Genomic DNA, 20,013 nt, shown 5'->3' with positions numbered 1-20,013 from the left:
TCTCATATGGTCCGCCCTGACACACATGCCCGCCCCCTTTGGCCGTCCGCTACGGGACGGCCGGGACCGTTTGGACTGCTAGCGCCATGCATGCGACCGTTTCGCAAGCCTTTGCCACCGCCATCAGTCCGTCACCTTTTCGCGCCTTTTTTGGTCGTTACGCGGCATCTGTCCGCGGCAAGGAGCCCATCATGATCGGTTTGGTTCGCGCCACAGTGATTTGCGCCACGCTGGCGCTTGGCCTGACGGCGGCAGGGGCCGCCGACAAGGCCTTCAAGCGCGACGAGCTGGCCGATTCGGCCGTCAAACTCGAGGCCCAGATCAAGAGCGAGGCGGGGCCGGTCGCGAAATCCTCCGCGACGCTGCGCAACGACGCCGACGCCGCCTTCAAGCGCGCCGACTTCCGGGTGGGCCTGCAGATCCTCGGCCAGATCGCTGCCACCACGCCGGAAGACAGCGCCAACTGGCTGCGGCTCGCCAAAACTATCTTCCAGATCCGCGCCGCCAGCTCCAGCGAGCAGACCTTCCTGTACGAGCGCGCCTCGACCGCGGCCTACATCGCCTATCAGCGCGCCGGCAACCAGGCCGAGGAGGCCGATGCGCTGGCCGTGCTTGGCCGTGCCATGTCCGAGCGCAAGCTGTGGCGTCCGGCGCTGGATAGCTTGCGGCTGTCGCTTGACATGCGCGAGGTTGCCGAGGTTCGCGGACAGTATGAGAAGATGCGGGATCAGCACGGCTTCCGGCTGCTCGATTATACCGTCGATTCCGATGGCGCCTCGCCGCGAGCCTGTTTCCAGTTCTCCGAAGACTTGGCCAAGCGGATCGATTTCGCGCCGTTCGTGGCGCTGGCCGGCACCGATAAGCCGGCGCTGACCAGCGAAGGCAAGCAGCTCTGCGTCGACGGGCTGAAGCACGGCGAGCGTTACAACATCAATCTGCGCGCCGGCCTGCCGTCCACGGTGAAGGAGAGCCTGCCGAAATCGGCCGAGTTCAATATCTATGTCCGCGATCGCAAGCCATTCGTGCGCTTCACCGGCCGCGCCTACGTGCTGCCGCGTACCGGCCAGCGCGGCATTCCGCTGGTCAGCGTCAATACGCCGTCGGTGAACGTCAACGTGTTCCGGATCGGCGATCGTAACTTGATCAACACGGTGGTCGACAGCGATTTTCAGAAGACGCTGTCCAGTTACCAGCTCTCGGATTTGGGCAACGAGCGCGGCGTAAAAGTCTGGTCCGGCGAACTTACCACCGCCTCCACGCTAAACCAGGACGTCGTGACGGCTTTCCCGGTCGACCAGGCGCTCGGCGACCTGCAGCCTGGAGTCTATGTGATGACGGCGGCGGCCAAGGGGCCCGGCAGCGGCGGCGACGATGACGGCTCGCTGGCGACGCAGTGGTTCATCGTCTCCGACATGGGGCTGACGGCGTTTTCCGGCAATGACGGCATCCACGTCTTCGTCAACTCGTTGGCTTCGACCGAAGCCGTATCGAAGGCCGAGGTGCGGCTGGTCGCGCGCAACAACGAGATCCTTGCCACGCGCAAGACCGACGATGCCGGCCACGTGCTGTTCGAGGCGGGGCTCGCGCGCGGCGAGGGCGGGCTTTCGCCGGCACTGCTGACGGTGACGAGCGAAAAGGCGGACTACGCCTTCCTCAGCCTGAAGACCAACGCCTTCGACCTCACCGACCGCGGCGTGTCGGGGCGGGTGGTGCCTCCTGGTGCCGACGCCTTCGTTTATGCCGAGCGCGGCGTCTACCGGTCGAACGAGACGGTCTATCTGACCGCGCTGCTCCGCGACGGGCAGGGGAATGCCATGCCCGGCGGGCCGCTGACGCTGGTGATCGAGCGGCCGGACGGCGTCGAATTCCGCCGAGCCCAGCTCCCCGACCAGGGCGCGGGCGGGCGATCGATGGCTGTGCCGTTGAATTCGGCGGTCCCGACCGGCACCTGGCGGGTGCGGGCGTTTACCGATCCCAAGGGCTCGTCGGTGGGCGAGACCACTTTCATGGTCGAAGATTACGTCCCCGAGCGGATCGAATTCGACGTCTCGGCCAAGGAGAAGTTCATAAAAGCTGAGTCTCCAGTTGAACTTAAGGTCGCCGGCAAATTCCTCTACGGCGCGCCGGCCTCGGGCCTGCAGCTCGAAGGCGACATACTGGTCGCCCCCGCTGCCTCCGGGCGGCCCGGCTATCCCGGCTACCAGTTCGGCGTGGCGGATGAGGAAACCGCCTCCAACGAACGGACCCCGATCGAGAACCTGCCCGAGGCCGACGCCAATGGTGTGGCGACCTTCCCGGTGTCGCTCGCCAAGGCGCCGACCTCGACGCGGCCGCAGGAGGCGCAGATCTTCATCCGCATGGTGGAGACCGGCGGCCGCGCGGTCGAGCGCAAACTGGTGCTCCCCGTCGCGCCGCAAGCGGCGCTGATCGGCATCAAGCCGCTGTTCGGCGACAAGAGCGTCGCCGAGGGTGACAAGGCCGAGTTCGACGTCGTGTTCGTCAGCCCGGACGGCAAGCAGCTTTCGCGAGACGGCCTGCGCTACGAACTCCTGAAGATGGAGACGCGATATCAGTGGTACCGGCAGAACTCCTCCTGGGAATATGAGCCGGTCAAGTCGACCAAGCGCGTCGCCGATGGCGACCTGACACTCACCGCCGACAAGGCGGCGCGGGTATCGGTCTCGCCGGAGCCCGGCCGCTACCGCCTCGACGTCAAGTCGACCGAGGCGGATGGCCCGGTCACCTCGGTGCAGTTCGACGTCGGCTGGTATTCCGACGGCAGCGCCGATGCGCCGGACCTTCTGGAAACCTCGATCGACAAGCCGGAATACGCTTCCGGCGATACCATGGTGGTGTCGGTTAACGCCCGCACGGCGGGCAACCTGACCGTCAACGTACTCGGCGATCGCCTGCTGACGACGCAAACCGTCGAGGTCAAGCAAGGCACCCAGCAAGTCAAACTGACCGTCGGCAAGGACTGGGGCACCGGCGCCTATGTGCTGGCGACGCTGCGCCGTCCGCTGGATGCCGCGGCGCTGCGGATGCCCGGACGGGCGATCGGCCTGAAGTGGTTTGGCATCGACAAGAAGACGCGCACGCTTGCCGTCAATCTGTCGCCGCCGCCGCTGGTTCGGCCCGGCACCAGCTTAAAGATCCCGGTCAAACTCGGCGGGCTCAATCCCGGCGAGGACGCCAAGATCGTCGTCGCGGCGGTCGATGTAGGCATTCTTAACCTGACCAACTACAAGCCGCCGGCACCCGACGACTATTATCTCGGCCAACGCCGCCTGACGGCTGAAATCCGCGACCTCTACGGCCAGTTGATCGACGGCATGCAGGGTTCGCGGGGCCAGATCAGGACCGGCGGCGATTCCGCCGGCGCCGAACTGCAGGGCTCGCCGCCCACGCAGAAGCCGCTCGCGCTTTATTCCGGCATCGTCACGGTCGGGCCGGACGGCACCGCCGAAATCAGTTTTGACATTCCGGAATTCGCCGGGACCGCGCGGGTGATGGCGGTGGCGTGGACTGCGACCAAGCTCGGCCGCGCCGCCACCGACGTCACCGTCCGCGATCCCGTGGTGCTGACGGCGACGCTGCCGCGCTTCCTGCTCAATGGCGACAAGGGCACGATGAGTTTCGACCTCGACAATGTCGAGGGCGCGCCCGGCGACTACAGCATCAGCGTCAAGACGTCGGGCCCGGTAAAGGTGACGGGTAATCCGACGACCACCGTGAAACTCGCGGCGAAGCAGCGGACCTCGATGTCGCTGGCACTCGATGCCGGCGGCGCCGGAACCGCCAATCTCGACGTCGACATCAAGGGGCCGAATGGCCTGACGCTGGCGCGGCACTATGCGCTCGACGTCAAGGCGGCGACGCAGGTGTTGGCGCGGCGCTCGATCCGGACGCTGGCGAAAGGCGAGAGCCTGACGCTGACCTCGGACATGTTCTCCGACCTGGTGTCGGGCACCGGAAGCGTGTCGCTGTCGGTCAGCCTGTCGACCGCGCTCGATGCTGCGACCATTTTAAAGGCGCTGGATCGCTATCCGCATGGTTGTTCCGAACAGATCACGAGCCGCGCAATGCCGCTACTCTATGTCAACGACCTCGCGGCCGGCGCGCACCTGGCGATGGATACCGCGGTCGACCAGCGCATCAAAGACGCGATCGAAAGGCTCCTGGCCCGCCAGGGCTCTAACGGCTCGTTCGGCCTGTGGTCGGCCGGTGGCGACGACGCCTGGCTCGACGCCTACGTGACCGACTTCCTGACGCGAGCCCGCGAAAAGGGTTTTGCGGTGCCGGACGTGCTGTTCAAGAACGCGCTCGAGCGCATCCGTAACTCCGTGGTCAATGCCAACGAGCCGGAAAAGGACGGCGGCCGCGATCTGGCCTACGGCCTCTACGTGCTCGCGCGCAATGGCGCAGCCCCTATCGGCGACCTGCGCTATCTCGCCGACACCAAGCTGAACCATCTCGCGACGTCGATGGCGAAATCACAGCTCGCGGCGGCACTGGCCCTGGTCGGCGACAAGGTGCGGGCAGAGCGGGTCTATGGCGCGGCGCTCGATGCGCTGGCGCCAAAGCCCGTGATCGAGTTCGGCCGCGTCGATTACGGCTCGGCGTTGCGCGATGCGGCGGCGCTGGTCTCGCTTGCGAGCGAAGGCAACGCGCCGCGGGCGACGCTGACGCAGGCTGTCGCACGAGTCGAAGCGGCGCGGGGGCTTACGCCCTACACCTCGACGCAGGAGAATGCGTGGATGGTGCTGGCCGCGCGTGCGCTGTCAAAGGAAACGCTGGCGCTCGATATCGATGGATCGCCGGTCACGGCCGCCGTCTATCGCAGCTACAAGGCGGAGGCGATGGCCGGCAAGCCGGTCAAGATCACCAACACCGGCGATGCGCCGGTGCAGGCGGTGGTCTCGGTCTCGGGCTCGCCGGTTACGCCGGAGCCTGCGGCTTCCAACGGCTTCAAGATCGAGCGCAATTATTTCACGCTCGACGGCAAGCCCGCCGACGTCACCAAGGCCAAGCAGAACGATCGTTTTGCGGTGGTGCTGAAGATCACCGAAGCCAAGCCGGAACACGGGCACATCATGGTGGCCGATTATCTCCCCGCAGGCCTCGAGATCGATAACCCCCGCCTGGTGTCGTCGGGTGACAGCGGCACGCTGGACTGGATCGAGGACGGCGAGGAGCCGGAGCACACCGAGTTCCGCGATGACCGTTTCACCGCGGCGATCGACCGTGCCAGCGACGACCAGTCGGTGTTCACGGTGGCCTACATCGTGCGCGCGGTCTCGCCCGGCAAATACGTGCTGCCGCAGGCCTATGTCGAGGACATGTACAATCCCTCGCGCTACGGCCGCACCGGCACCGGCTCGGTGGAGGTGCGTCCGGCGAAATGAGTGAGGAGCCGCGCCAGCAACAGTCTTCGTCATGGCCGGGCAGAAGGCGCGAAGCGCCGTCTTCGCGCCAGATGTCCCGGCCATCCACCTCCTTTGCATCGGCACAGGAAGACGTGGCTGCCCGGGATAAGCCCGGGCATGACGGTAGTATCGGCCGCCGCCGCTTTTTCCGGATCGCGGTGGCTCTGGCCTTCGTGCTCATCGTACTCACTACCGCGTTCTCAGCCTGGGTCGTCTCGCTCGGGCCGTTGCCGCTGGAAGAGGCACGAAGGATCTCGACCACCATCGTCGACCGCAACGGCAAGCTGTTGCGCGCCTACGCGATGGCCGATGGACGCTGGCGGCTGCCGGTGGATGCGAAGACGGCGGTCGATCCCGGCTATCTGAAGGTGCTACTCGCGTATGAAGATCGCCGGTTCTGGTCGCATGGTGGCGTCGATCCGCTGGCGCTGGGGCGGGCGGCGCTGCAGCTCGCCACGCGCGGCCACATCGTCTCGGGCGGCTCGACGATTACAATGCAACTCGCGCGGCTGATAGAGCCGCGGCGCGAGCGCTCGGTGTCTGCAAAACTGCGCCAGATGGTGCGCGCAGTCCAGCTCGAGCGGCAATTGAGCAAGGACGAAATCCTCGATCTGTATTTGGCGCTGGCGCCGTTCGGCGGCAATCTCGAAGGCATCCGCGCAGCAACCATCGCCTATTTCGGCAAGGAGCCGAAGCGGCTCTCGCTCGCGGAAGCAGCCCTTCTGGTCGCCCTGCCGCAATCGCCGGAACGCCGCCGGCTCGACCGTTATCCGCAAGCTGCCCACGCCGCGCGCGACCGCGTGCTGGCGCGGATGGTCGAGGATGGCGTCGTGTCGAAGGAGGACGCGGCGCAGGCCAAAGCGGTGGCGGTGCCGCGGCTCCGCAAGCCGATGCCGATCCTGGCGCCGCATTCCTCCGACGCGGCAATGGCGACGGGGAAGGATACGCCGCTGATCAAGCTCACGCTGGATTCTGGGTTGCAGAAAACGCTGGAGGCCTTGGCACGCGACCGCGCCGTGGCGCAGGGGCCGAACATTTCAGTCGCCATCATCGCGGTCGATAATGAAACCGGCGACGTGCTGGCCCGCGTCGGCTCGCCGGATTACTTCGACGAGCGGCGCGCCGGACAGATCGACATGACCCGCGCCGTGCGCTCGCCGGGATCGACGCTGAAACCGTTCATCTACGGCCTCGCCTTCGAGGACGGCTTTGTGCACCCCGAGAGCCTGATCGACGACCGTCCGATCCGCTTCGGCTCCTATGCGCCGGAAAATTTCGACATGACGTTCCAGGGCACCGTGCCGGTGCGCAAGGCGTTGCAACTCTCCCTGAACGTGCCGGCGATCGCGCTGCTCGACCGCGTCGGCTCGAGCCGGCTGTCGTCACGGCTGAAGCAGGCCGGCGGCAATCTCGTGCTGCCGAAGGACGAGGCGCCTGGTCTTGCGATGGGCCTTGGCGGGGTCGGCGTCACCTTGCAGGACCTGGCGCAGCTCTATGCCGGGCTGGCGCGGCTGGGCGCGGCGCGGCCGTTGCGCGAGATCATGCTTGCCACGGACGAGCGCGAGCCGCTGCGGCTGATGGACCAGGCCGCCGCCTGGCAGGTCGGGAACGTGCTGCTCGGCACGCCACCGCCGGAAAACGGCGTGCACAACAAAATCGCGTTCAAGACCGGCACCAGCTACGGCTATCGCGACGCGTGGTCGGTAGGCTTCGATGGCCGCATCACCATTGGCGTGTGGGTTGGACGTCCCGACGGCGCGCCGGTGCCGGGCCTGGTCGGCCGCACCGCCGCCGCGCCGATCCTGTTCGATGCGTTTGCGCGCACCGGAAAGATCCCGGCGGCGTTGCCGAAGGCGCCGAAGGGGGCGCTGATCGCCAGCAACGCCAAGCTGCCGTTGCCGTTGCGGCGCTTCCGTCCCGTCGGCGAACTGATCCGGACCGGCAGCGATTCTGCGCCGCGCATCCAGTTTCCCCTGAACGGCTCGCGCATCGACGTCGATCGTTCAAGCAATGGGCAGGCCGCCGCGATGCCGGTCAAGGTTGCCGGCGGCGTGCTGCCGATGACCGTCATGCTGAACGGCGCTTCGGTCGGCGAGATCGACAGCCGGCGCCAGCGTCTGGTCGACCCGCCCGGACCGGGCTTTGCCCGGCTGACGGTGATCGACGCGACCGGCGCAGCCGATACTGTCGTAATCCGGGTACAGTGACGAAAAGCAGCCTATTGACCACGGCTTAGGGGGCTTTGCGGTGTTGTTTGCAGTGCGGTTTCATCGTATGCGAACAGCATGGTGGAAACCTTGCACCCCCCACGTTTTGGAGCGGGCCAACAGCCTGTAAAACCTGCGCATTCCGGCCGCAGGGTGGCCGCTGCGTTCGACTTCGCCACGGCGAGCCATTTTCGCACCATCGTGTTCCTGGTGCTGTGCGGCATCGTGCTTTTCCTGCCCGGATTCTTCAACATTCCGGCGATCGACCGCGATGAAGCGCGGTTCGCGCAGGCGACCAAGCAGATGGTCGAGAGCGGCGATTTCGTCGACATCCGCTTCCAGGACGAGGTCCGCTACAAGAAGCCGGTCGGCATCTATTGGTTGCAGGCCGCCGTGGTCGAAACCGCCTCATCGCTAGGTCTGCCGCGGGCGCAGTTGCGCATCTGGCTCTACCGGATTCCCTCCCTGATCGGCGCGATCGGCGCGGTTCTCCTGACCTACTGGGCGGCGCTCGCCTTTGTCACGCGGCGCGGGGCCGCGCTGGCGGCGCTGATGATGTGCAGTTCCGTGCTGCTAGGCGCCGAAGCGCGGCTGGCCAAGACGGATGCGATGCTGCTGCTGACGGTAGTCGCCGCCATGGGGGCGATGGCGCGGGTGTATCTCGCTTGGCAACGTGGCGAGGATCCGGTGCGGCCGCCCTGGGCCGCACCCGCGATCTTCTGGACGGCGCTGGCCGGCGGCATCCTGCTCAAGGGGCCGCTGATCTTGATGTTCGTCGGACTGACCATCCTGGCGCTCGCGATCCTGGACCGCTCGGCGGCATGGCTTTGGCGGCTGCGCCCGGTTTGGGGGCTGATGTGGACGCTGGTGCTGGTGCTGCCATGGTTCGTCGCGATCTTCTGGCGCGCGGGCGAGGCGTTCTTCTCCAACTCGCTCGGCGGTGACATGCTGAGCAAGCTTGGCGCGCAGGAATCCCACGGTGCGCCGCCCGGCCTCTATCTGCTGCTGTTCTGGGTCACGTTCTGGCCGGGCGCGGCGCTGGCGGGAATGGCGGCGCCGGCGGTATGGCGCGCGCAGCGCGAGCCCGGCGCGCAATATCTTCTGGCGTGGCTGGTTCCGTCATGGATCGTGTTTGAGCTGGTGCTGACCAAGCTGCCGCATTACGTGCTGCCGCTTTATCCGGCGATTGCGATCCTCACCGCCGGCGCGCTGGAGCGCCGCGTGCTGTCGCGGTCCTGGCTGATGCGCGGTGCGGCATGGTGGTTCGCGATCCCGGCGGGGGCATCCGTGATCGCCGTCGTCGGCGCTATCAAGCTGACGCATTACCCCGCATTTCCGGCCTGGCCCTTCCTGGCGGCGGCGATGATCTTCGGCCTGATCGCGTGGTGGATGTTCGAGGACAGCCGCGCCGAACGCTCGCTGTTGAACGCCGTGGTCGCCGCGATGTTTCTGGCGGTCGGAATCTACGGCATCCTAATGCCGTCGCTGACGACGTTGTTTCCAAGCGCCGAGATCGCGCGTGCGCTTCGCAACGTGGTCTGCGTCGGGCCCAAGGCCGCAGCCGCCGGTTTTCACGAGCCGAGCCTCGTCTTCATGACCGGCACCGGCACGCTGCTCACCGACGGATCGGGCGCGGCCGATTTCCTGGGGCAGGGCAGTTGCCGTTTTGCGCTGGTGGAATCGCGCACCGAGCGCGCCTTCGTCCAGCGCGCCGAAGCGATCGGGCTGCGCTACAACGTGGCGAAGCGGATCGAGGGCCATAACATCTCGCAGGGCAAGGCGATCTCGATCGCCATCTTCCGCTCGGAAGGTACGGAGTAAGATGGCTTCGAGCCCTGCTGTCGTCGATTCCAAAAACTATCTTTCGCGCTTCGCCACGCTGGCGTGGCTGTCATTGGCGCACCTCGTGCAGTCGCCATCGCATTCGCGGCGGGCCGAAGCCGCTCGCCGCGCGGCGCGGTATGTGCTGTGGCTGTCGGCCGGTCTTGGCGCCGCGATCATCGTACTGATGTACGCGATTGATGCATGGGAAATCGCCCAGATGCCGAAGCGCGGCACGCCCTCGCTGTGGTGGATCCGCATTCTCACCGATTTCGGCAAGGATGAATATGTGCTGGCGGTGCTCGGAGGATTGCTGATCGCGGTCGCAATCGTTGCACCGGCCCTGCATGGCGTCAGGCGCTCATTGCTCCTCAGTCTCGGAACGCGGCTGCAGTTCATATTCTGCGCCGTCGCCGTCTCCAATCTGGTCACCGAAATACTGAAATACAGCATCGGCCGCGGCCGGCCATTTGTCGGCGGCGAGGCCAACGCGTTCCACTTCTCGCACTTTGCGGGCAACCCGGCCTACTACAGCTTTCCTTCTGGCCATGCCACGACCGCCTTTGCGCTCGCTTTCGCCGTGTCGGTCATCTGGCCGAGGATTCGCGCTGCGATGGCCGTCTATGCCCTCATCATTGCGGTGACCCGTCTGGTGCTGGTCGCCCATCATCCAAGTGACGTGGTGGCCGGCGCGCTGATCGGCATCGTCGGTGCGATGTTCGCGCGATACTGGTTTGCGGCCCGGCGGCTCGGATTTGCGATCCAGCGCGACGGCAGCATCGTGTCCCTTGTCGGGCCCTCGTCCGGGCGCCTCAAAAGGGTTGCCCGGGGCGCTTTCGCCCCATAAAAGCGGTCGCCGCCCGACGGCCGATATGCCCGGTTCCGGGTTCTTCCAAACCAACCAGACGAGTACCGATTTGATACCTGCCGACAGAGATGCGGTCGCCGTTTCAATCGTTGTGCCGGTGCGCAACGAGGCTGACAACGTCGCGCCGCTGATTGCGGAAATCGTCGGCGCGCTCGGCAGCCGCTGGGCCTATGAGATCATCTATGTCAACGACGGCTCGACGGACGCGACCGCCGAGCGGCTGGCTGATCTAATGAAGCAGTACGGTCAGCTCCGGCAGTTGAAGCACGCCAATTCATCCGGGCAATCGGCAGCGGTGCGCAGCGGCGTGCGGGCCGCGCGCGGCGCCATCGTGGCGACGCTCGACGGCGACGGGCAAAACAATCCGGCCTTCCTGCCGGACCTGATCGCGGCGGTCGAAAAAGGCGGTGGCCGCGTCGGCCTCGCGGCCGGCCAGCGGGTGGGGCGCAAGGACACCGGTTTCAAGAAATTGCAGTCGCGGATCGCCAACGGCGTGCGCAAGGCCATTTTGAACGACGGCACCCGCGACACCGGCTGCGGGCTGAAGGCGTTCCCTCGCGAGGTGTTCCTCTCGATGCCCTATTTCGACGGGCTGCATCGGTTCCTGCCGGCGCTGGTGCGCCGCGAAGGTTTTGATATCGCCTACGTCGACGTGATCGACCGCCCGCGCCATTCCGGCGTGTCCAATTACGGCTTCTTTGACCGGCTATGGATCGGGATCATGGATCTCGCCGGCGTGTGGTGGTTGATCCGCCGCAAGAAGTCCACGCCCGTTGTGACCGAGGTTTTCTGATGTTCATCCAGTTCGGGCAGGCGCTCGGCAACTATCTCTACGACGTCTTCATCGCCAAGTTCGACTTCTGGCTGGCTTTTGGATTGGTGGCTCAATTGCTCTTCACCGCACGTTTCCTGGTGCAGTGGATCTCGAGCGAGCGCGCCGGACGAAGCGTGATACCGATTGCGTTCTGGTTCTTTTCGATGGGGGGCGGGCTGATGACGCTGATCTATGGCATTGCCAAGCGCGAGCCCGTGATCATCGTCGGCCAGTCGATGGCCACGATCATCTACATCAGAAACATCATGCTGATCGTCAAGCATCGCGGCAAAGCATCGAAGACGCTGGATCGCTGACGGTCAGCGGCTCGGCGCCGGCGCGGGTAGCGTGGGCAACTCGCTTTCGGCGCTGCGATGGGCGGCGAGTTCGCCGGCGGCATCCAGTACGGGATAGGCGACCGAGCAGATGTGCGAGTGAATGCGCCGAAGGTCGCGCAAGACGTCGAGATGAAGCGACGTGGTCTCGATGGTTTCCGGCCGGCCTTCGCGCAAACGGTCGAGGTGCCGCTCGGTGGCGGCGAGCTCGGCATTGCGCAGCGCGGACTTTTCGGCCAGCAATTTTCGCGCTTCGTTGATGTCGCCCGACATGAATACCCCGAACGCGATCCGAAGCGAATCCATCGTGCGCTTGTGGAAAGCCGAAAGTTCCTCGGCGCCCTCGGCCGAGAACTGGAAGCGGCGCTTGATCTTCTTGGTTGCCAGCTCGCTCAGATTCTTGTCGATGATGTCGCCAATATGCTCGAGGTTGATGGCGAAGGAGACAATCTCCATCGCCCGCTGTCCCTCGCGCTCGTCGAGACTGCCGCGAGTGAGTTTGGTGACATAGAGCTTGATCGCCTCGTCGAGGCTGTCGACGCTGTTGTCCATCCGCGAGACCTCGTCGACCAGCGCCCGGTCGTTCGTCATCATCGCCGCCATCACCTTGCGCAGCATGATTTCGACGTGGTCGCCCATATGCAGGGTCTCGCGGGCGGCATCCGCCAGGGCGAGCGAAGGCGTCTCGAGCGCGCTCTCGTCGAGGTAGCGCGGGCCTGACGGATCGGTCGCCTTGACGCGCTCGGGCAGCAACCTCTTCAACAGCCGCGCCATGCCGTCGAGCAGGCCAATGAAGAGAAGCGCGGTCGCAACATTGAAGGCGATGTGGAACAGGGCGGTTGCCTTGGCTACATCCGGTTGCCAGGCCATCAGAAGGTCCGCGGTCGGCTGCAGGAACGGCGCTACCAGCAGGATGCCGATAACCCGGTTGATGAGGTTGCCGAGCGGAAGCCGATAGCTCGCGGGATTGTCGCGGCGCGCGCCTTCGACGATCGGATTGATGGCGCTGCCGAGATTGGCGCCGAGCACGAGCGCCAGCGCCGCATAGGGGGTGATGAAATGCGCATAGGCCAGCGACATCACCAGCAGCACGCTGGCGACAGAGGAATGCACGAGCCAGGTCACGATCGCAGCGAACAGGATGCAGAGCACGGGATCGCCGGTGATGGCGTTCATGAACACGCGCACGCCCGGCGCGTTCTCCGCCGGCGCCAGCGTATTGAGCAGGATATGCAGCGCCAGCAGCATCAGGCCGAGGCCGATAAAGACTCGGCCGATATCCTTGATGCGCGAGCGCGGCCCGGTGCGGAAGGCGACCAGACCAATGATGAACAGCACCGGCGCGAGGGCAGCGATGTTGAACGACAGGATCTGCACGATCAGCGTGGTGCCGACATTGGCGCCAAGCATGATGGCGAGCGCAGGCACCAGGCTGACGAGCCCGTCCGACGTAAACGAACTCGTGATAAGCGCCGTCGCGGTGCTGCTCTGGAGCAGCGCGGTCAGGCCGAGGCCGGCGGCGAAGGCGGAGAAGCGGTTGCTCAGGGCTTTTGCCAGCAACAGACGCAGGTTCGGCCCGAATGCGCGCAGGATCCCGCTGTGGACCATGTGCAGGCCCCACAGCAGCAGCGCAACGCCGCCCATCAGGTCGAGAAGGACGAGGCTTCCCATGTGCGTCAGTTTCCGCCAAATCGAGTCGAGAGGTCAGGCTATCGCCTAACGAGGGGGGATCAACCCTTTAATTTGCCGAAAATTGCGACGCGGGGCGCTGACGCGGGCGCGGCTTTCCGGCGTTCGGAGGTCGAGGCGCCGGGTTCGGTAAACGGAGTTCGAATCCAACCATTACATTGCGAGCCGTCGCGCTAGGTCAATTCCAACGATTCTTCGGTAAAGCTGATCCACCTAAGAGTGAATCCATCAAGCAGGGTCAGGGACCGACATGTTGGCAGCGAATCGCCGCAGAAGCGAACGACGTGCGTGCAGAAACTTTGCGAAAATACAGTTTGCGACCGGCGGATTGCCGCGCGACTGCATGATTACGGACATGTCGGATGGCGGCGTGAAGATCATCGCCGAGTATCCCGAAATTCCTCCCGAATTCACGGTGATCTTTTCGGAGGGAAGGCCGCGTCAGTGCAAGCTGGCCTGGCGGATCGGTTGCGAACTCGGCGCGCAATTCCTCGACTAGGCGGCTCGGCGGCCCCGCTGGTGCGATCGGCCCGGAACGGGCCGGCAAGCGCGTGCCGGCGCGAGGCGCCTGCGAGGGTCGCCAATTGCGGCAAAAACGGGCCGGCTTAACCTGAACTTAGGGTTAAGCTGTGAGCGTATCTGGACAGTTCCGCCGTGAGTCCAGGTGCATGTTTCAGAAGTTGTCTCATCCGTCCCGCGTCGCGCGACTTCTTGCGTGCACATCCACTCTGATCATGGCGCTGGGGCTTGGCGGCTGCCAGACTTCGGGGCTAAGCGACATCACCGGTTCGATCGGCGAGAAGGCCGACACCAGCCGCGCCGCCGATCCGCGCCGCGAGGTCGAACTCTACCAGGAGCGCTACCGCGCCAATCCCAGGGATGCCGACGCGGCACTGAAATACGGCACGGCGCTCCGCGCGACGGGGCAGCGGTCGCAGGCGGTTGCGGTGCTCGAACAAGCTTCCATCGTCCATCCAGGCGATAAGCTGCTGCTCGCCGCCTACGGCCGCGCGCTGGCGGATAATGGCAATTTCCAGCAGGCCTTCGACGTGCTCGGCCGCGCCCACAGTCCCGACGATCCCGATTGGCGGCTGCTCTCGGCGCAGGGAGCAACACTGGATCAACTCGGCCGATACGAGGAGGCGCGGCAATACTATGCGAGCGCGCTGAAAATCGTGCCCGACCATCCGTCCGTGCTGTCCAATCTCGGACTGTCCTACGTGCTTTCGAAAGATCTGCCCAGGGCCGAGGAGACGCTGCGCCGCGCCCACAGCCTGGCCGGGACCGATCCGCGCGTGCGCGCCAATCTTGCGCTGGCGGTCGGCCTGCAGGGCCGTGTCGCCGATGCCGAAAAGATCGTGAAAGCCGACCTGCCGCCCGCCGAGGCCGCGGCCAACGTCGCGCAGTTGAAACAGATCCTGGCGCGGAAAGACAGGGAGAACGCGCGGGCCGAGGTCGGGAAGATGCCGATCGCCGCGGCGTCGCGATCCGAGTAGGCGTCAGCGGCCAAGCCGCTGCCGCCGTCGTTCTTTGCTCAAGCCCTGCGCGCCGTCTTGCCCTGCAACTTCTTGATGATCGGCGTCAGGAACGAGGTGCGGGACCGCTTGGTCACGGCATGGCCGGTCAGGCGCTGCGCCATCTGAAGGAACATCGTGGTGGTGCGATGTTTGGCGGCGATCTGCGCGATCATCTGGCCGTTATTAGCGGCAGTGCCGAACATTTTCGAATCGAACGGAATAGCCGCGATGGGCTGGCCCTCAATCGCCTTGGCGAATTCGCGCACGGAGATTTCGGGGCGCTTGTGCATGCCGACCTGGTTGAGGCAGTAGAGCGGCGGCCGGTCGTTGGGCCGCGCCGCCTTCAGCACGTTCAGCATGTTCTTGGTGTTGCGCATATTGGCGAGGTCGGGCTCGGCGACGATCAGAATGTCGTCTGCGCCGACCAGCGTGCGCTTGGTCCATGCCGACCATTGGTGGGGAACGTCGAGCACGATGCAGGGGGTCGTCATACGCATCGTATCGAAGATCGCATCGAACGCATCGGCGCCGAAATCATAGACCTGGTCCAATGTTGCCGGCGCTGCCAATAGATCGAGGCGGTCGGTGCATTTCGCCAGCAGGCGCTCCATGAAGGCGGAGTCCGGCCGTTCCTGCTGGAAGACGGCATTGGCGATACCTTGAACCGGATCCTGGTTATAATCCAGGCCGGCGGTGCCGAAGGCGAGGTCGAGATCGATCACGACGGAATCGAGCGCAAGATCGCGCGCGATCGCCCAGGCCACGTTGTGCGCGACGGTGGAGGCACCGACGCCGCCCTTGGCGCCGACGACGGCGATGATGCGGCCGACGGCCACGGCCTCGGAGGCCGCGTATAGGCCGCATATTGCGCGCACGACGTCGATAGGTTGGATCGGTCCGGTAACGTAGTCGCTGATACCGCGCCGCACCAGTTCGCGATAGGGCGTGACGTCGTTGGCGCTGCCGATCACGACGACGCGCGTTCCTGCGTCGCAGACAGTCGCGAGTTCATCGAGCCCCTCGAGGATGTCGCTGCCGGGCTCGGTCTCCAGCAAGATCACGTTCGGCGTCGGCGCCGTGTGGTAGGCCTCGATGGCGGCGGCAATGCCGCCCATGTGAACCGAAAGGTGGACCTTGCCGAGACGGCGGTCTTCGCTCGCCGCGCGCACCGCGGTCGCAATCGCGACGCTGGCGCAAAAGGCCTGTACTGATACGCGTGGCGCCGGCGAGATGTATTCTTCGGGCGCCGGCGTGTCGTCCAGTTGATCGTCGGAGTTTTGAAAGACGCGGCTGATCATTTGCCTGTATCGCTGAGTTTGGCCTTGTCGGCTTCGGGGTAGGTGGTCGCGGTCGAAGCGCCCTTGCGATATTTTTCAAAGGCGATGTCGCGCCGCGGCGTATAGGCGGCGCTCTCGGGACGCGGCTGCTCGAGATCGGCGGGATTGTCGATCATCGCCGCAAGGTTGCGCTGGGTGGAGCAACCGAAGTTGTGGTAGGGCCGGTTTTGGTTGTAGGTGACATTGTCGATATTCGGTCCGAGGTCTTGCGGCCACAGGCCGCAAGGTCCTGCCACGGCCGTGATCTTCGGATAGCTGAGCCTGATCGTCGGCAGCGTGCGGCGATCGTCGGGCCGGTAGTGACGCATCGTGATGGCGCGCGAGGGCACGCCACCCGCCATCAGCACCGATTGAATTTCCCGAAACGACGCCGCAGCCGCGCGCGCGTTTGGCGTATCGACCGGGACATCGGCGATGATCGCCCCGGTGCCTTCCCGGACCCAGCTCTGTGCCAGGCCCATGACGTCGATGCGTTGCGAGCCGGAGAGGCCGCCACGGGCATGTCCGACGAACACCACGATCGAGCGGTTGGCTTCAGTCACGGCGATCGGATGGCGCTGGCGGTAATCATCGGACACGCTGGCGGTCAAGACTTCCGCGGTCTGCGGCGTGCAGGCGCCGAGCGCCGCCGAAAGGCCCAGCACGGCGCCAAGCATGCGCGAGGCTTTGACGCGATGGTGCGGTGTTCTCGTTGTCATCGTTCTGTCCTCGTCCCCACTCGGTGAACAGTTCTGCGTCTCAATCGATGATGAAGCCGAAATTGCCCTGGATTCCGCCGACGGGATCGAGGCGGGCGGCAAGCCCGTAAACCCGGTTGATGCGCCCGAGCAACGCGGACTGGGAGTCGGACGCCGGCGCGAAGCCGTCATCGGGCCGCGACAGTTCTTTCTGCGCGACGGCCCGAACGACGTAGGGCGTCACGATGACCATCAGTTCGGTCTCGTGGTTGATGTAGTCCTGGCTCCTGAAAAGCTGTCCAAAAATCGGTATCTGGTCCACGCCGGGCAATCCGTTGATGGCCTGCTTGGTTTGTTCCTGGATCAGTCCCGCCATCGCGATTGAGCCGCCGGACGGAATTTCCAGCGTGGTTTCCGCGCGACGCGTCTTGATCGAGGGAATCGTTGTTCCGCCGGCACCGCCCTGCAAAGCGTTTTCGGTCGAGACTTCCGACACTTCGGTCATCACCCTCAGGCTGATCCGTCCCTCGGTCAGCACCACCGGCGTGAAGTTGAGCGAGATGCCAAATTTCTTGAAACTGACGGTCTGGACGCACCCGCCAATGACACCAGTCGTTGATGTTTGGCAGCTTACGCCGGTCGGAATGGGAAATTCGCCGCCGGAGATAAATGTCGCGGACTCGCCGGAGATCGCTGTCAGATTTGGCTCCGCCAGCGTCCGCACCACGCCCGCGCTCTCCATCGCGCGCAGGGTAGCGGTGACCGTTGGCAGACCAGCTTTGTTCAAGGCCGCCCCAGTCAAGCCGTTGTCGGCGACGAGCGGTGCACTGTTGGCGGTGAACGGATTGCTATTTTTGAAAACGACCGCCGCGGTGCCGTAATTCATGCTGGCACTGAGATCGACACCCAATTGCTTGATGATGTCCCGCCGCACTTCCGCGACAGTGACCTTGAGCATCACCTGGTCGCGGCCGCGAACGACGATCGAGTTGACGACCTTGTCAGGGCCGCCGACCAGCCGCGCGGCGATCTCGCCGGCCTGTTGCGCTTCGACCGGGCTCGATACCGAACCGGTCAGCAGCACGCTGTCGCCGACGCCCTCGATCTGGATGCCAGGCATCGACTGCCGCAGCGCGGCGCGCACGCCATTGAGGTCACGCTTGACCGCGATGTCGTAGGAAGCAATCTGCTGGCCGTCGCCGTCGAAGAACACCACGTTGGTCTGTCCGACGGCTCCGCCGATGATGTAGGCCCGTTGCGGGGAGCGAATGACGGCATTGGCGATCTTCGGATCGGCGACCAGCACATCCTTCACATCGCGCGGCAGGTCGACAATCACCGACTTGCCGACACCGAGCGACAGGAAGCGCATCTTGACCGGGCCGATAGCGGATGTCGTTACCGGATCCTTCTCGGACTCGGCTGCGACGACGGGCAGCAGCGGACTGAGCGTCAGCGCGGCGACAGCCGACAATAGCAGGGCGCGCGCCGCCACGGTTCGCATCGCTGACTGATTTTCCCCAAACTTCATATCGGGAGTCCTTTCGGTCACTTCTGTGCCGTCGTTTGATTGGCGACTCCGTAGCGAACCACGTTGACGCTCTCGTTTCGTTTTTGAACCTGTTCGTCGGACCGGCCCTCGGGCGCGTTAACATCGGTGATGCTGCGCAGCGCGAGCGCCAGCGTGCCGCTCTGGCGCGCCCGCGCCAGCGTCTCGGCCTGCTCAGGCTTCAGTTCAAGCGTGGCGGTGCGACCGACGAGGGAGTTGCTGCCCTCTTTTTCCTTCGGCGCCTGATCGATCGCCAGCACGCGGATGTTGGAGAGAATGATTTCAGACTGGACGACATCGGGTCCCTTGCTGTCCGGATTCTTTTCGCGTTTGGAGAGGATGACGTCGACGCGGTCGTTGGGCAGGATGAACCCGCCGGCGCCGGTCTCTGGCGAGATCTCGGTCGAGAGTGCCCGCATGCCGGTCGGCAGGATGGCTGCCATGAATCCGGAGCCATTGGCCTTGACCAATTTCTGTTCGCGGATCGGTTCGCCAGCGAAGAACGGGCTGCGCGCGATCGAGCCGGCGATTTCCTTGATAGCCTCGGCTCGGCTGCCGCGGTTGATTAGATTACTGCCGGCGGTCGCGGCCGGCCAGCTCTGCCATTGCAAGTCCTCGGGCTTGACGGGCTGGCCGAGCCCGATCTCGGACTTCGCGACCAGAATCTCCACCGTCGGCAACTGTACGACTGGTTCGGCTGCTGGGCGGGATTTTTCTTCCGTGCCACGGGCGAGATAGGCGGCGACGCCGCCGGCGCTCAATGCGATGCTCAGAACGACGACACGTGCGATGTTCATACGCTTTACAACTTACTCTTACGCCGGGCCCCCGAACTGCACGGCAGTACGGCCCCCCTCAAGGTCATGACTAGGCATCAAAGGTATAAGGGAACTTGAGGGATGAACTATTTGGTTGATCAGGCGGGCGGGTTTCGCCGTCATGGTGAACGGGTGGTTAGCGTTCGACGCAGGCCGGCCCGCAAAAAGCCGGGGGCCGCTCGGTTGGGGAGCGTCAGCGGTCGAATTCGCAAATGAGATCGGCGCACGCTTCCGATGCTGGTCGGCTTCAGGCCTGCCGCTGCCATGGTGCGGGAGCCTCATCTTGCTCCGCGAAGCCGGCCTGCAAGACCTCCTCGCGCTTGTGGCGCAGATGCGCGCGCAGGATATGCGACAACCCTACGCCGTCGCGGCGTTGCAGCGCATTAAGGATCGCTTCGTGCTCCTGCACCGCGAGCGCCCAGCGTCGCGGCGTCATCGGCGTGACGTAGCGCGCGCGGCGAATGCGGGCGGTGACAGATTCATAGAGGCCTGACAGCACCGGGTTGCCGGCCGCGGCGATGATCGCCTCGTGGATGGTGCGGTTGCAGCGGTAGTACTGCAGAAGATCGCGATCGCCGTAGTGCCGCACCATGGCGGTATGAGCGGCGGCGACGTCGGCAATCTCGGCTTCCGTGATGCGCTCGCAGGCGAGCTCGCCGGCCAGCGCTTCAAGCCCCTGGCACACCTCGAACAGGTCGCGCATGTCCTTGTCGGTCAGCCTGGCCGCGCGCGAGCCACGGTTCGGCAGCAACTGGACCAGGCCCTCCGCCGCAAGCACCTTGAGAGCTTCGCGCAGTGGCGTGCGCGAGATCTGCAGCTTTTCACAGAGGTCGCGCTCGGGAATCCGCGCCCCCGGCGGAATCTCGCCGTCGAGCAACATGGCGCGGACGCGGCTTACGACCTCCTCATGAAGCATCGCCTTAAAATCCAATTTGAATGCAAAAGCGGTTATATC

The 20,013-nt window shown here is 65.0% G+C and carries 14 protein-coding genes; 8 read left to right on the top strand and 6 right to left on the bottom strand.

Annotation, left to right across the window (positions count from 1 at the left end):
* The first annotated feature begins 191 nt into the window (after positions 1-191).
* The 6 genes from HCN58_RS12310 to HCN58_RS12285 all read left to right on the top strand — a co-directional run bounded on the left by HCN58_RS12310 (position 192) and on the right by HCN58_RS12285 (position 11,453).
* On the top strand, positions 192-5,405 hold the full coding sequence (locus tag HCN58_RS12310) for an alpha-2-macroglobulin family protein (protein ID WP_171579661.1): 5,214 nt from the start codon (positions 192-194) through the stop codon (positions 5,403-5,405).
* Between the two features lie 113 nt (positions 5,406-5,518).
* On the top strand, positions 5,519-7,633 hold the full coding sequence (gene pbpC / locus HCN58_RS12305) for a penicillin-binding protein 1C (protein ID WP_512698831.1): 2,115 nt from the start codon (positions 5,519-5,521) through the stop codon (positions 7,631-7,633).
* A 78-nt stretch (positions 7,634-7,711) separates the two neighbouring features.
* Positions 7,712-9,454: an ArnT family glycosyltransferase gene (locus HCN58_RS12300; protein ID WP_171579659.1), complete on the top strand. Its 1,743-nt coding sequence runs from the start codon at positions 7,712-7,714 to the stop codon at positions 9,452-9,454.
* Position 9,455: 1 nt separating this feature from the next.
* Entirely contained in the window at positions 9,456-10,301 is an 846-nt protein-coding gene (locus HCN58_RS12295) for a phosphatase PAP2 family protein (RefSeq protein ID WP_171579658.1), read from the top strand.
* Between the two features lie 25 nt (positions 10,302-10,326).
* Positions 10,327-11,115, top strand: coding sequence for a glycosyltransferase family 2 protein (locus tag HCN58_RS12290; protein WP_171579657.1), 789 nt, complete (start codon positions 10,327-10,329; stop codon positions 11,113-11,115).
* Positions 11,115-11,453: a lipid-A-disaccharide synthase N-terminal domain-containing protein gene (locus HCN58_RS12285; RefSeq protein ID WP_171579656.1), complete on the top strand. Its 339-nt coding sequence runs from the start codon at positions 11,115-11,117 to the stop codon at positions 11,451-11,453. The genes HCN58_RS12290 and HCN58_RS12285 overlap by 1 nt, the downstream gene beginning before the upstream one ends.
* Positions 11,454-11,456: 3 nt before the next feature.
* Here the strand turns inward: HCN58_RS12285 and HCN58_RS12280 are convergent, their stop codons facing one another.
* Complete coding sequence (locus HCN58_RS12280) at positions 11,457-13,142, bottom strand: Na/Pi cotransporter family protein (RefSeq protein ID WP_171579655.1); 1,686 nt, start codon at positions 13,140-13,142, stop codon at positions 11,457-11,459.
* Between the two features lie 268 nt (positions 13,143-13,410).
* Between HCN58_RS12280 and HCN58_RS37060 the strand changes: the two genes are divergently transcribed.
* Positions 13,411-13,659, top strand: a complete 249-nt coding sequence (locus HCN58_RS37060) for a PilZ domain-containing protein (RefSeq protein WP_171579654.1) — start codon at positions 13,411-13,413, stop codon at positions 13,657-13,659.
* Positions 13,660-13,828: 169 nt separating this feature from the next.
* Positions 13,829-14,656 carry a tetratricopeptide repeat protein gene (locus HCN58_RS12270; RefSeq protein ID WP_171579653.1) on the top strand — a complete coding sequence of 276 codons (828 nt, stop codon included), beginning with the start codon at positions 13,829-13,831 and terminating at the stop codon, positions 14,654-14,656.
* A gap of 38 nt (positions 14,657-14,694) precedes the next feature.
* Here the strand turns inward: HCN58_RS12270 and HCN58_RS12265 are convergent, their stop codons facing one another.
* The 5 genes from HCN58_RS12265 to HCN58_RS12245 all read right to left on the bottom strand — a co-directional run bounded on the left by HCN58_RS12265 (position 14,695) and on the right by HCN58_RS12245 (position 19,974).
* Positions 14,695-15,975 carry a CpaE/TadZ family protein gene (locus HCN58_RS12265; RefSeq protein WP_171579652.1) on the bottom strand — a complete coding sequence of 427 codons (1,281 nt, stop codon included), beginning with the start codon at positions 15,973-15,975 and terminating at the stop codon, positions 14,695-14,697.
* The gene (locus tag HCN58_RS12260) at positions 15,972-16,712 is read right to left on the bottom strand and encodes a CpaD family pilus assembly protein (protein ID WP_171579651.1); all 741 of its coding nucleotides are present in this window, start codon (positions 16,710-16,712) and stop codon (positions 15,972-15,974) included. Before HCN58_RS12260 ends, HCN58_RS12265 begins: the two co-directional genes overlap by 4 nt.
* A 40-nt stretch (positions 16,713-16,752) precedes the next feature.
* On the bottom strand, positions 16,753-18,222 hold the full coding sequence (locus HCN58_RS12255; protein WP_171579650.1) for a type II and III secretion system protein family protein: 1,470 nt from the start codon (positions 18,220-18,222) through the stop codon (positions 16,753-16,755).
* Positions 18,223-18,239: 17 nt separating this feature from the next.
* Positions 18,240-19,037: a Flp pilus assembly protein CpaB gene (gene cpaB, locus HCN58_RS12250; RefSeq protein ID WP_171579649.1), complete on the bottom strand. Its 798-nt coding sequence runs from the start codon at positions 19,035-19,037 to the stop codon at positions 18,240-18,242.
* A 268-nt stretch (positions 19,038-19,305) separates the two neighbouring features.
* Positions 19,306-19,974, bottom strand: a complete 669-nt coding sequence (locus tag HCN58_RS12245; protein WP_171579648.1) for a GntR family transcriptional regulator — start codon at positions 19,972-19,974, stop codon at positions 19,306-19,308.
* Between the last annotated feature and the right edge of the window lie 39 nt (positions 19,975-20,013).

The sequence above is a fragment of the Bradyrhizobium australiense genome, assembly GCF_013114825.1.
In the GTDB taxonomy this organism is placed as follows: Bacteria; Pseudomonadota; Alphaproteobacteria; order Rhizobiales; family Xanthobacteraceae; genus Bradyrhizobium; species Bradyrhizobium australiense.
The sequence above is the reverse complement of the archived record's forward strand: the minus strand, read 5'-3'. Positions and strand labels throughout refer to the sequence as shown.

Excerpts from the sequence above, each read along its gene's own strand:
- HCN58_RS12310 (WP_171579661.1), top strand. The coding sequence starts at position 192 with ATGATCGGTTTGGTTCGCGCCACAGTGATTTGCGCCACGCTGGCGCTT.
- HCN58_RS12300 (WP_171579659.1), top strand. The coding sequence starts at position 7,712 with ATGGTGGAAACCTTGCACCCCCCACGTTTTGGAGCGGGCCAACAGCCT.
- HCN58_RS12295 (WP_171579658.1), top strand. The coding sequence starts at position 9,456 with ATGGCTTCGAGCCCTGCTGTCGTCGATTCCAAAAACTATCTTTCGCGC.
- HCN58_RS12290 (WP_171579657.1), top strand. The coding sequence starts at position 10,327 with ATGCCCGGTTCCGGGTTCTTCCAAACCAACCAGACGAGTACCGATTTG.
- HCN58_RS12285 (WP_171579656.1), top strand. The coding sequence starts at position 11,115 with ATGTTCATCCAGTTCGGGCAGGCGCTCGGCAACTATCTCTACGACGTC.
- HCN58_RS12280 (WP_171579655.1), bottom strand. The coding sequence starts at position 13,142 with ATGGGAAGCCTCGTCCTTCTCGACCTGATGGGCGGCGTTGCGCTGCTG.
- HCN58_RS37060 (WP_171579654.1), top strand. The coding sequence starts at position 13,411 with ATGTTGGCAGCGAATCGCCGCAGAAGCGAACGACGTGCGTGCAGAAAC.
- HCN58_RS12270 (WP_171579653.1), top strand. The coding sequence starts at position 13,829 with ATGTTTCAGAAGTTGTCTCATCCGTCCCGCGTCGCGCGACTTCTTGCG.
- HCN58_RS12265 (WP_171579652.1), bottom strand. The coding sequence starts at position 15,975 with ATGATCAGCCGCGTCTTTCAAAACTCCGACGATCAACTGGACGACACG.
- HCN58_RS12260 (WP_171579651.1), bottom strand. The coding sequence starts at position 16,712 with ATGACAACGAGAACACCGCACCATCGCGTCAAAGCCTCGCGCATGCTT.
- HCN58_RS12255 (WP_171579650.1), bottom strand. The coding sequence starts at position 18,222 with ATGAAGTTTGGGGAAAATCAGTCAGCGATGCGAACCGTGGCGGCGCGC.
- cpaB (WP_171579649.1), bottom strand. The coding sequence starts at position 19,037 with ATGAACATCGCACGTGTCGTCGTTCTGAGCATCGCATTGAGCGCCGGC.
- HCN58_RS12245 (WP_171579648.1), bottom strand. The coding sequence starts at position 19,974 with ATGCTTCATGAGGAGGTCGTAAGCCGCGTCCGCGCCATGTTGCTCGAC.